The 11,255-nt window shown below is 71.7% G+C and carries 9 protein-coding genes and 1 riboswitch; of the genes, 5 read left to right on the forward strand and 4 right to left on the reverse strand.

The window, feature by feature from the left end:
• Positions 1-61: 61 nt before the first annotated feature.
• A riboswitch (cobalamin riboswitch) is annotated at positions 62-253 on the reverse strand.
• Positions 254-455: 202 nt separating this feature from the next.
• The 4 genes from H0X95_RS26860 to cobM are packed head-to-tail and all read left to right on the forward strand — an operon-like array spanning position 456 to position 4,305.
• On the forward strand, positions 456-1,718 hold the full coding sequence (locus H0X95_RS26860; RefSeq protein WP_034195700.1) for a bifunctional cobalt-precorrin-7 (C(5))-methyltransferase/cobalt-precorrin-6B (C(15))-methyltransferase: 1,263 nt from the start codon (positions 456-458) through the stop codon (positions 1,716-1,718).
• A complete protein-coding gene (locus H0X95_RS26865; RefSeq protein WP_059723555.1) occupies positions 1,718-2,806 on the forward strand; it encodes a cobalt-precorrin-5B (C(1))-methyltransferase in 1,089 nt (362 codons plus the stop codon). Before H0X95_RS26860 ends, H0X95_RS26865 begins: the two co-directional genes overlap by 1 nt.
• A complete protein-coding gene (locus tag H0X95_RS26870) occupies positions 2,803-3,534 on the forward strand; it encodes a cobalt-precorrin-6A reductase (RefSeq protein ID WP_048986538.1) in 732 nt (243 codons plus the stop codon). The genes H0X95_RS26865 and H0X95_RS26870 overlap by 4 nt, the downstream gene beginning before the upstream one ends.
• A gap of 42 nt (positions 3,535-3,576) precedes the next feature.
• On the forward strand, positions 3,577-4,305 hold the full coding sequence (cobM, locus tag H0X95_RS26875; RefSeq protein WP_059723554.1) for a precorrin-4 C(11)-methyltransferase: 729 nt from the start codon (positions 3,577-3,579) through the stop codon (positions 4,303-4,305).
• Between the two features lie 123 nt (positions 4,306-4,428).
• Here the strand turns inward: cobM and H0X95_RS26880 are convergent, their stop codons facing one another.
• Complete coding sequence (locus H0X95_RS26880; protein ID WP_059723552.1) at positions 4,429-5,607, reverse strand: MFS transporter; 1,179 nt, start codon at positions 5,605-5,607, stop codon at positions 4,429-4,431.
• Positions 5,608-5,737: 130 nt separating this feature from the next.
• Between H0X95_RS26880 and H0X95_RS26885 the strand changes: the two genes are divergently transcribed.
• On the forward strand, positions 5,738-6,241 hold the full coding sequence (locus H0X95_RS26885) for a MarR family winged helix-turn-helix transcriptional regulator (RefSeq protein WP_006496425.1): 504 nt from the start codon (positions 5,738-5,740) through the stop codon (positions 6,239-6,241).
• 89 nt (positions 6,242-6,330) lie between these two features.
• Here the strand turns inward: H0X95_RS26885 and H0X95_RS26890 are convergent, their stop codons facing one another.
• The 3 genes from H0X95_RS26890 to H0X95_RS26900 form a co-directional block, all read right to left on the reverse strand.
• Entirely contained in the window at positions 6,331-7,035 is a 705-nt protein-coding gene (locus tag H0X95_RS26890) for a glutathione binding-like protein (RefSeq protein ID WP_059723763.1), read from the reverse strand.
• A 174-nt stretch (positions 7,036-7,209) separates the two neighbouring features.
• Positions 7,210-8,334: a porin gene (locus H0X95_RS26895; RefSeq protein WP_059723762.1), complete on the reverse strand. Its 1,125-nt coding sequence runs from the start codon at positions 8,332-8,334 to the stop codon at positions 7,210-7,212.
• Between the two features lie 232 nt (positions 8,335-8,566).
• Positions 8,567-11,255: LuxR C-terminal-related transcriptional regulator (locus tag H0X95_RS26900; protein ID WP_196446288.1), on the reverse strand; the 2,689-nt coding region annotated here is incomplete at its 5' end.

The following is an 11,255-nucleotide window of genomic DNA, read 5'->3' on the forward strand; positions in this document are numbered from 1 at the left end:
CCGGAACAGTGTGGCGCCGCGGCCAACGCATCGGTACACCCCGCCCGACGCCGACTGGCACGCACGCACTTTCTGGCCGGCAGGTCTCCTGGCTGACAGGTCGGCGCCGACTCCCGGCCTTCCCGGTGAAACCAGTGGCATGAGGAGGGAGATCGGCTCGCTGTCTACAGTTGCGGGGGCAGCCACAGCGGCGCGCGGGGCGCCCTGTGTTCCCTCTTCGGCCCCGAAGGGCACCGGCGAACGAACGGCCGTAGGATACCCGATTTCGGTCGCGATTCGCGACCGGCTGGCGGTTCGCGGCGAGCGAAGCGGGCAACGGCCGCGCGCGGGCGGGCGGGCAGATGAAACGCGGGGTGGAACACGGTACCATGCCGTTTTTTGCAACGCGGACGGCTGCACCGGCGCTTTCACGGCCGCGCGGCGACACGATGAAATCGAACGATGGGGAAGGGTGCATGACGGCGTGGCTGACGGTAGTGGGCATCGGCGACGACGGTTACGCGGGGCTCGGACGCCACGCGCGGCGCGCGCTGCTCGATGCGGCGCACGTGGTCGGCGCGAAGCGGCAGCTCGACATGCTGCCCGCGCGACTGCGCGCGACGCGCGAAGCATGGCCGTCGCCGTTCGACCTGTCGGGGTTGCTCGCGCGCCGCGGCGCGCCGGTGTGCGTGCTCGCGAGCGGCGACCCGATGCTGTTCGGCGTCGGCGCGACGCTCGCCCGCCAGCTTTCTCCCGACGAATGGCGCGTGCTGCCCGCGCCGTCGTCGCTGTCGCTCGCCGCGGCGCGCCTCGGCTGGGCGCTGCAGGACGTCGGCGCGGTCTCGCTGGTCGGGCGTCCGCTCGCGACGCTGGCCCGCCACCTGCTGCCGGGCCGGCGCCTGTTCGTGCTGAGCGCCGACGGCCGCACGCCGGCCGCCGTCGCGGCCGAACTCGCCGCGCGCGGCTTCGGGCCGACGCGCATCAGCGTGTTCGAACACCTCGGCGGCCCGCTCGAGCGACGGATCGATGGCCTCGCGCAAGACTGGCACGTCGACGAAACCGCCGCGCTCAATCTCGTCGCACTCGACTGCCAGGCGGGCCCCGACGCACCGCGCCGCGCGCTCACGCCCGGCCTGCCCGACGATGCGTACCGCCACGACGGCCAGCTCACCAAGCGCGACCTGCGCGCGATGACGCTCGGCCGCCTCGCGCCCGCGCCCGGCGAACTGCTGTGGGACGTCGGCGCCGGCAGCGGCTCGATCGGCATCGAATGGATGCGCGCGCATCCATCCTGCCAGGCGATCGCGATCGAAGCGCATGCCGAGCGTCAACGCTTCATCGAACACAACCGCGATACGCTCGGCGTGCCGGGCCTGCAACTCGTCGCGGGCCGTGCGCCTGCAGCGCTTGCGGGGCTCGCCGCGCCCGACGCGATCTTCATCGGCGGCGGCGCGACGGCGCCCGGCGTGCTCGACGCGTGCTGGGCGTCGCTGAAACCCGGCGGGCGGCTGGTCGCGAACGCGGTCACGCTGCAGGGCGAGATGGCGCTCGCCGCCTGGCGCGATGTGCACGGCGGCACGCTTACGCGCGTATCGTTCGCGCATGCCGAACCGCTCGGCCGCTTCGACACGTGGCGGCAGCCGCTGCCGGTCACGCTGTACGACGCGCGCAAGCCCGATGCCGCGGATGCGGCTGCCGTGGCCGGCGCGTCGCATCCGTCGAACCCAACGGACGCGTGATGCGCGACGAAACCCCCGAACAGCCCGCGCCGCTGCGCTTCGGCTACACGACCGGCAGTTGCGCGACCGCGACGTCGCTCGCGGCCGCGCGGCTGCTGCTCGCGGGTCACGCGGACGACGCGGTCGAGATCGTGCTGCCGAAGGGGCAGCGCGTGATGATGCGGCTCGAGTTCTGCCGCACGACCGCCGACGGCGCCGAAGCCGGCACGATCAAGGATGCCGGCGACGATCCGGACGTCACGCATGGCGCGCTGATCTTCGCGCGCGTCGCGCTCGCGGCGGCGCCCGGCGTGCGCTTTCATGCCGGGCCGGGCGTCGGCACGGTCACGCGCGCGGGGCTGACGCTGCCGGTCGGCGAACCGGCGATCAATCCGGTGCCGCGCCAGATGATGACCACGCACCTGGAGGCGCTTGCGGCCGAGCACGGCTACGCGGGCGGCTTCGACGTGACGATCGGCGTCGAAGGCGGCGAGGTGCTCGCGCTGAAGACGATGAACCCGCGGCTGGGCATCGTCGGCGGGCTGTCGATCCTCGGCACGACCGGCATCGTGCGGCCGTTCTCGTGTTCGGCCTATATCGCGTCGATTCATCAGGGCATCGACGTCGCGCGCGCGAACGGCATCGCGCACATCGCGGCCTGCACGGGCAACGCGAGCGAGGACGCGATGCGCGCGCACTACCAGCTGCCCGACATGGCGCTGATCGAGATGGGCGATTTCGCGGGCGCGGTGCTCAAGCATCTGCGGCGCGCGCCGGTCGCGCGCCTGTCGATGTGCGGCGGCTTCGGCAAGCTGAGCAAGCTCGCGGCCGGCCATCTCGATCTGCACAGCCGCCATTCGAGCATCGACCTGCCGCTGCTCGCGCAATGGGCGGCCGAAGCCGGTGCGAGCGACGCGCTGCAGGCCGCGATGCGCGCGGCGAACACGAGCCAGGAAGCGTTGAAACTCGCGCAGGCCGACGGCGTGCCGCTCGGCGATCTGGTCTGCGCGCATGCGTTGCAGGTGGCGCGCGACATCGTGCCGCCGTCGGTCGCGGTCGAGATGTTCGCGATCGACCGGCAGGGCCGCTTCGTCGGGGCGGCGCGATGAGCGCGCGCATCCTGCTGCTCGGCGGCACCGGCGACGCGCTGAAAATCGCGCGCGCGCTCGGCCCGCATCATGTCTACAGTCTCGCCGGCCTCGGCAAGACGCCCGACGATCTGCGCTGCGACGTGCGCGTCGGCGGGTTCGGCGGCGCAGCCGGGCTCACCGCGTATCTGCGCGACGCCGGCATCGGCCTCGTGATCGACGCCACGCATCCGTATGCCGCGCAAATCAGCGCGAACGCCGCGGCGGCGACGCGCGACGCGGGCGTGCCGCTGTGGGCGCTGCGCCGCGCGCCGTGGACGCCGCAGCCGGGCGACGATTGGCGGATGGTCGACGACTGGGCCGGCATCGAGGCCGCGCTCGCGCCGTTCCGGCGCCCGCTGTTCACGCTCGGACGCGAACCGCTCGCGCATCTCGATGCGATCCCGCCGCACCAGTTCTGGCTCGTCCGCTGCCTCGACGCGCATCCCGGCAACGCCCGTGCGCAGGTCGTCGCCGCGCGCGGGCCGTTCACGCTCGACGGCGAACGCGCGCTGTTCGCGCTGGCGGGCATCGACGTCGTCGTCAGCAAGAACAGCGGCGGCGCGGCCACCGAGGCCAAGCTCGACGTCGCGCGCGAACGCGGGCTGCCGGTCGTGATGCTGCGCCGGCCGCCGCTGCCCGATGCCGACCGCGCGTTCGACTCGGTCCCGGCGCTCATCGACGCACTCGATCCGGCCGCGCGCGCGTGACGCGACGCAGCGGCCACTCAACGAATTGACGGAGAAATTTCGATGACGGTGTATTTCATCGGCGCGGGCCCCGGCGACCCGGAGCTGATCACGGTGAAGGGCCAGCGCCTCGTGCGCACGTGCCCGGTGATCCTGTACGCGGGCTCGCTCGTGCCGGCTGCCGTGCTCGACGGTCATCGCGCGGAGCAGGTCGTCAACACGGCCGAGCTCGACCTCGACGCGATCGTCGCGCTGCTCGCCGCCGCGCACGCGAACGGGCAGGACGTCGCGCGCGTGCATTCGGGCGACCCGTCGCTGTACGGCGCGATCGGCGAGCAGATCCGCCGCCTGAAAGCGCTCGGGATTCCGTACGAAATCGTGCCGGGCGTGACGGCCACGGCCGCGTGCGCGGCGACGCTCGGCGTCGAGCTGACGCTGCCCGGCGTCGCGCAGACGGTGATCCTCACGCGCTTCGCGGGCAAGACGACGCTGCCGGAAGGCGAGGCGCTCGGCGGGCTGGCCGCGCACCGCGCGACGCTCGCGATCCATCTCGGCGTGCGCCACCTCGCGCGCATCGTCGACGAAGTGCTGCCGCATTACGGCGCCGATTGCCCGGTGGCGGTGATCTATCGCGCGAGCTGGCCCGACGAGGCGCGCGTGACGGGCACGCTGGCCGACATCGTCGGCAAGGTGCAGGGCACGCAGATCGAGCGCACCGCGCTGATCCTGATCGGGCGCGTGCTCGACGCCGAAGGGTTCGCGGATTCGACGCTGTACGCGAGCGCAGGCTGAACACGCCAGCGCCGTGGAGCCGAGTATCTGGACGGGCCGCGAGGATATTGCCGGTGCGCGAGCGAGCATGACCGGGACGACACCGGGCATGCAGACACCCGCGCCGCTGGTCCGCGGTGTCGCTCAGGCTCGCGCCATCTGCCGCACCCGTTTCGGCGCGAACCCGGCCGCGAGCACGAACAGCGCGACACACAGGCACGCCATCGCGATCCATGCGGGCGTCAGGTCGGCGAGATGCTGGCGCACGATGCCGGCCGCGAACGGGAACAAGCCGGCGATCAAGTAACCGATACCCTGCACGAACCCCGTCAGCGACGCGGCATCGGCCGGCGTCGCCGCATGGTCGACCGTGACGATCAGCGACAGCGGAAACAGCGCGCCGATTCCCGCGCCGACGAGCAGCGCGGCCGGCAATGCGAGTGCTTCCGGCACGGCCAGCATCATCAGCAACCCGACGAACAGCGACGCGATCGCCGCATGCAGCGCGGGCCGGCGATCGGGCAGACGGTCGATCGTCGCGGAAATCGTCAGCCCCGCGACGACTTCCGCGAGCGTCACGCCGCCGAGCAGGCTGCCGGCCGCGGTCGGCGACCAGCCGAGCCGCATGTAGTACGGCGGCAGCCACGCGAGCACCAGCGTGTATGCGCCGGTCGCGATGCCGAAGAACAGCGCGAGCCGCCATGCGCGCGGCGAACGCGACGGTCGCGCATTCGATACCGACGCCGGCCCGGCGGCAAGCGCGTCGCCACCGCGGCTCGCCAGCGGCCAGGCCAGCGCGGCGAGCGCCGCCGGCAACGCCCAGCCTGCAAGCGCGGCGAGCCAGCCCCAGCGCGCCGCGGCAAATGGTGCGATGACGCTCGCGAGCACCGCACCGCCCATGATCGACGTCGAGTAGACACCCATCGCCCCGCCGATGCGGGTTGCGAAATGCGCCTTCACGAAGCCGGGCAACAGCGCCTGCACCATCGCGATCCCGACGCCCGCGCAGCACGCACTCGCGAGCAGCAGCCACGCATGCTGCGCACCGACGCGCGACGCGCAAGCCAGCCCGATCAACGCGACGCCGAGCCACACGCCGCCCGCGATCCCGGTGAGGCGCTGCAGGCGCGGCGCACTCAGAGCGCCGAGCCCCATCAACAGGATCGGGATCGTCGTCAGCAGGCTGGCCGCGCCGTCGCCGATCCCCGTCGCGCGCTGGATCATGTCGAGCAGCGGGCCGACCGCGGCGAGCGCCGGCCGCAGGTTCAGCCCGACGAGCACGATCGCGGCGAGCCGCCATCCGGGGGAAGTGAAGCGATTCATTGCAAGGCCCTCTCTATCGGTACGCGGCTGCCAGCGAGGCGCCGCGCGTTTTTCAGGTAAAGTATCTCGACATCAAGATAAACGCCGATTTATCTCGACGTCAAGATAACTGGCAGGCCGAGGAGGGTTAATGGATCGAGCCGAGCATGCGCTCGCGCAATGGCGCGCCGAGCGTCCGGATCTCGACGCAACGTCGATGGTGGTAATGGGGCGGTTGCAGGAAGCCGCGCTCGTGATCGCGCGCGACCGTCTCAATCCGCTGTTCGCGCGCTACGGCATGCAGCCGGGCGAATTCGACGTGCTGGCGACGCTGCGGCGCAGCGGCGCGCCGTTCGCGCTGACGCCGACCGCGCTGTACGACGCGCTGATGATGTCGTCGGGCGGGATGACCGCGCGCATCGATCGGCTGCAGAAGGCGGGTTGGGTCGAGCGCCGGCCGAACCCCGCCGACGGGCGCGGCACGCTCGTCGCGCTGACGGATGCCGGGCGGGCGCTGATCGATGAAGCGGTCGTTGCGCACATCGACAACCAGCGTGCGCTGCTGGCGGCGCTGTCGGAGGCGGAACAGGTGCAGTTGTCGGAACTGCTGGGGAAGTTGCTGGCGGGGCTGAAAGGCGCAGCGGCGGACGCGTGACGCCGGCGCACCACGCGGGCAAAAAAAAGCCCGCCGCGTAATGCGGCGGGCCCGAGCCGACGGCAGGCCGCACACGGCGGCCCGCTTGCTCAGCCGCGCGCCGGAATATTGAGCCCGCGCTCCACTGCCGGCCGCGCAACGAACGCGTCGAGCACCCGCTTGACGTGCCGGAATTCACTGAACCCGACCAGATCGCCCGCTTCGTAGAAGCCGACCAGATTGCGCACCCACGGGAAGATCGCGATGTCGGCGATCGTGTAGGTATCGCCCATCACCCACTGGCGGTTCGCGAGATGCGCGTCGAGCACGCCGAGCAGGCGCTTCGACTCGTCGACGTAGCGCTGGCGCGGGCGCTTGTCCTCATAATCGCGGCCGGCGAACTTGTGGAAGAAGCCGACCTGGCCGAACATCGGCCCGATGCCGCCCATCTGGAACATCACCCACTGGATCGTCTCGTAGCGGCCCGAGAGATCCTTCGGGATCAGCTGACCCGTCTTGTCCGCGAGATAGATCAGGATCGCGCCCGATTCGAACAGCGGCAGCGGCTGGCCATCGGGGCCGTTCGGATCGATGATCGCGGGAATCTTGTTGTTCGGGTTCAGCGACAGGAATTCGGGCGAAAACTGGTCGTTCGTGTCGAAGCGCACGAGATGCGGCTCGTACGGCAGGCCGGTTTCCTCGAGCATGATCGACACCTTGACGCCGTTCGGCGTCGGCAGCGAATAGAGCTGGAGACGGTCGGGATGCTGGGCCGGCCATTTTTTCGTGATCGGGAAGGCGGACAGGTCGGGCATGAAGGTTCGCTCGTCGAAGTGGATGATCCGCGCAGCGTTCGCGCTGCCGCGCCCGAACACGTTCCACGGCGCGGCGGCGGGCCGGAGCGCGCCGAAAAACGCCCACTGTAGCCGATCCGCGGAATCGATGCAGGGCTCGACCGCGCGCCCCCGGTGCCGCCTCGCCCGACGCCGTCAGAAGTTGTGCCGCAGCCCGACCATCGCGGCCGTGGTGCCGACGCCCGGTGCGACCGGCTGCCCGTACACGAGCATCTGGTCCATCGTGCCGCGATTGTTCACGTGGCCGACCTGCGCATAGACCATCGTCCGTTTCGACAAGCTGTAGTCGGCCGCGAGCACGACCGCCGTCGAGCGGTTTTCGGAACGGTTGCGATCCTTCAGGTAGTACACGGCGGACGTGACCTGCAACGCGGGCGTGAAGCGGTAGCCGACGCCGGCCGACAGCATGTCGAGGTTCACCTTGTCCGCATGCGACGGATTCCTGCCGTTGCCGTACGACGCCGACACCGAGAAATCGCGGATCGTGTATTTCGCGCCGGCGTAGACGAAGCGATTGTTGTCGACGCCGGTCGGCGCGACGCCCGGCGCCGGATTCGTGTCGTGACCGTTGTAGTAGACGGCCGACAGGTTCAGCCCGTCGTTCGCATACCTGAGCACGACCGATTCGCGCGTGCCGCCCTGAAACTGCCCGGCGACGCCGCCCGGCGCGTATTCGAGCGCGATCGACGCACCCGCGAACGTCGGCGACTGGTAGACGAGCGCATTGCTGTCGTACAGCGCGCCGATCGCGCCGTTGGTGCTCGTGCCCGGCCAGCCGGCGGCCGTGTTCAGGCCGAGCCACGCGGTCAGCACGCTGCCGAAGAACTGCGCATTGCGCACGTCGGTGTCGGCCATCGCGTAGATCATCGGCACGATCTGGCGGCCGGCCGTGAACGTGCCGAACGGGCCCGACACGCCGAGCGACGCGACCTGGTTGAAGATCGCGACGGCGCCCGGCGTGTCGCTCAGCTGCAGCTTGCCGGTACTGCTGTCGAACGAACCCTGCAGCTTGAAGTTGATCTTGTAGCCGCCGCCGATGTCCTCGCTGCCCCGGATGCCCCAGAAGCTCGAATAGATGCCGCCGTCCTTCATGCGGAACACCTTGCCGGTGTTCGGCGCGCTCGGGCTGAACGACGCGGCCGACGTGCTCTGGTACAGCAGGCCCGTGTCGATCACGCCGTACAGCGTGACGGAGGATTGCGCGTGCGCGAGCGCCGAACAGCCGGCAAGCGCCGCGAGCGCGGCCAGTTTCGTCTTCATCGAAGTCTCCAGAATCGTCATGGACCGGACGGGATCGAGCCCGGCCGGGTGAAGCGGGGAAGCAGCGGGGCAGGCGGGAACGCGCGACATGCGCGCCGCCGCGAGCCGTGCGGAAAGACTACGCAACGACGGGCGGCCGCTCCCCCCCATGCGCGGGGGGCAGGGTTGCGGAGAATCGAAACGGGGATGGACAGGCGACTGCGCAGCCGCGGGCGACGGGTTCAGGCCGGCATCAGGGCGCGCTTTCGAGCAGCCCGAGCACCAGCGCGCGGCGCACCGCATGCTTGCGCGAGCTGGCGTCGAGCTTGCCGAACAGGTTCTTCAGGTGCCATTTCACGGTTTCCTCGCCGACGGCGAGCGCGACCGCGATCTCCTTGTTCGACAGGTTGCGCGCGAGCAGCTCGAGGATCGCGCGCTCCTTCGGCGTCAGCACGACGCTCGGCACCGCGCGCGGGCTCGCCGCGCCGCGCGGGGCCGGCGGCACGATGCGCGGCTGCGGCAGCGCGTGCCGCGCGGGGCCGTCGCCGGCGGCCGCCTCGTCGCCGGCGCGGCGCGCCCAGTCGGCGACGGCCGGATGCGCGTCGGCGAGCGTGCGCGTGAGCCCGAACATGTCCGCGAGGTTCATCGCCTCGTCGAGCAGCGCACGGCCGCCGCGCCCCGACTGTTCGAGCGCGAACGCGCTGAGCGCCATGATCTCGATGCGCTCGCGGCCCATGCTCATTTCGCGGGCCAGCACGGCGGCTTCGTCGAGCGCCGCACAGGCGTCGTCCCAGCGGCGCGCGGCGAGCGCCGCGTACGCATGCGCGCTCGCCTGCAACAGCACGACGGGGCGCCGCCACAGCGGCCCGTGCGCCGGAAATTCAACCGCGGCGATCGTGTCGATCCGCTCGACCAGCGCATGGCAGGTTGCCTCGCGGTAACGCGCCGCGTGAATGCGCACCTGCTCGGCAAGGCTCGCGACCGACAGGCGCGGCAGCCGGCGGGCAACGCCCATCGCGTCGAGCGCCTCCAGCAAATCGATCGCGCGATGCTCGACGCCGCGCAGCAACGCGATGCGCGCGGCCGTGCGATAGCCGAGCAGCACGGTGTCGGGCGTGCCCGCGTGTTCGAGCACGTCGAGCCGGTTCGCGAGCAACGCGGCGGCCTGGTCGACGCGATCGGCCTCGTACGCGAGCGCCGCGCACATCGCCGCGAGCATGCAGGTCAGCGGATGGCGCCGCCCGAGATCGGCTTCCGCGCGCGCCAGCGCCGGCGACAGCACGTCGTCCGCGAGCCGGATCTGGCCTTCGCGCAGGTAGCTCAGGCCGGTGATCAGCTCGCCCCAGCGCGCGACGTAGCCGAACCCGGCCGCCGTCTCGCCGCGTGGCGCCGCCTGCTGGAACCGGCGCGCCTGCGCCGGTTCGCCGACGATGATCGCGCGCGCCGACAGCCGGTTCGCGTGCATTTGCGCGAGCCACGTCGCCGCCGGCGGCGTGAAGTCGGCCCACGGCTCGAACAGCGCGACGAAGCGGTCGATTTCGTCGGCGTAATACGCGGCCGCACTGAGGATCAGCGCGCATTCGTAGCGCATCGCGGCCGGCGTGCCGTCGTCGGCCAGGATGCCCGCGATCTGACGTTGCGCCTCGACATGGCGCTCGCCGAGCGCCAGCGCCCACGCGACCGCGATCCGCAGCGTCGGGCGCTTGTCGAGCTCCGTATCGGGCAGCAGCGCGAGCCAGTCGAGCACGTCGTTGATGCGGCCCTGCTTGATCGCATCCTCGAGACAGCGCTGCGCGAGCGCGTACGCGGTCTCGAACTGGCCGGCCGCGTACGCGTGGCGCGCGGCTTCCTCGGTCATCCCGTGCGTGTCGAGCCAGGCGGCCGCGCGGGCGTGCAGCGTGCTGCGCTCGGCGTCGGGACGCGCAGCCAGCCGATCGCGCAGCGTGTCGCGCACGAGCGGGTGCAGCCGGCACCAGTCCGAATCGTCCGACGTGGTGAACAGCGGCGTGTCGCGGGCGAGCCGCGCGAGGCGCTCGGACGCGTGCACGTCGTCGAGCAACGCCGCGCACAGCGACGGATGCAGCCGATCGGCTACGCTCGTGCGCGTCAGGAACGCGGTGTCGTCGGCCGACAGGTTCGCGAGCAACAGCTCGACGAGCCGGTCGCGCGTGCCGTCCACCCGTTGGGCGAGCGCGTCGACCGCCTGGCGCGGATCGGCCGAGCGCGCCATCGCGGCCATCGCGAGCTGCAGCCCGAGCGGCCAGCCGTCGACGCGCTCGAACAGCCGCGCGCACGCGTCGGCATCCACCCGTTGCGCGAAGCGCGCGCCGACCAGCGCGATCGTCTCGTCGAGCGTGAAACGCAGCCAGTCGGCGCCCGCCAGCGTGCATTGGCCGCCCGCGAGCAGGTCGCCGGCCGCGTGACCGAGCCCGCGTCGCGCGGCGACGACGACATGCAGGTTCTGCGGCGCGTTGTGCAGCACGTAGGTGAGCGCGTCGAGGCCGGCGGGCGGCAGCCGCTCCGCGTCGTCGACGATCAGCAGCGCCTCCATCGACAGTTGCGCGACCTCGGCCAGCCACGCGGTCAGGCCGTCGAGCGCACGCGCCGCGCCGGCCGGGATCAGCCGCCCGAAACCGGGCCGCGCGCAGCCGGTCCGCACCGCCTGCACGAGCCCCTGCAGCAGCCGCGGCGCGTCGTCGCGCTCGTCGGCCGACAGCCACACGACCGCGCGGCCGAGCGCGACGGTTTCGCGGCGCCATTGCGCGAGCAGCGAGGTCTTGCCGTAACCGGCCGGCGCCTGCACCAGCGTGACCGGGCGGCCGTCGAACGCCGGCGCGGCGAGGCTCAGCCGTGCGCGCGCGAGCAACTGCGCCGGCACGCGCGGCGCGGTCGTCTTCAGGACCAGTTCGGTGGGGGGCGCGTCGGCGCGATCGGGTGGGTGG

Origin of the sequence: Burkholderia sp. 9779_493 (assembly GCF_015712215.1) — a bacterium.
GTDB lineage: Bacteria > Pseudomonadota > Gammaproteobacteria > Burkholderiales > Burkholderiaceae > Burkholderia > Burkholderia cenocepacia.

Coding starts and splice junctions, on each gene's coding strand:
- H0X95_RS26860 (WP_034195700.1), top strand. CDS start 456: ATGACGGCGTGGCTGACGGTAGTGGGCATCGGCGACGACGGTTACGCG.
- H0X95_RS26865 (WP_059723555.1), top strand. CDS start 1,718: ATGCGCGACGAAACCCCCGAACAGCCCGCGCCGCTGCGCTTCGGCTAC.
- H0X95_RS26870 (WP_048986538.1), top strand. CDS start 2,803: ATGAGCGCGCGCATCCTGCTGCTCGGCGGCACCGGCGACGCGCTGAAA.
- cobM (WP_059723554.1), top strand. CDS start 3,577: ATGACGGTGTATTTCATCGGCGCGGGCCCCGGCGACCCGGAGCTGATC.
- H0X95_RS26880 (WP_059723552.1), bottom strand. CDS start 5,607: ATGAATCGCTTCACTTCCCCCGGATGGCGGCTCGCCGCGATCGTGCTC.
- H0X95_RS26885 (WP_006496425.1), top strand. CDS start 5,738: ATGGATCGAGCCGAGCATGCGCTCGCGCAATGGCGCGCCGAGCGTCCG.
- H0X95_RS26890 (WP_059723763.1), bottom strand. CDS start 7,035: ATGCCCGACCTGTCCGCCTTCCCGATCACGAAAAAATGGCCGGCCCAG.
- H0X95_RS26895 (WP_059723762.1), bottom strand. CDS start 8,334: ATGAAGACGAAACTGGCCGCGCTCGCGGCGCTTGCCGGCTGTTCGGCG.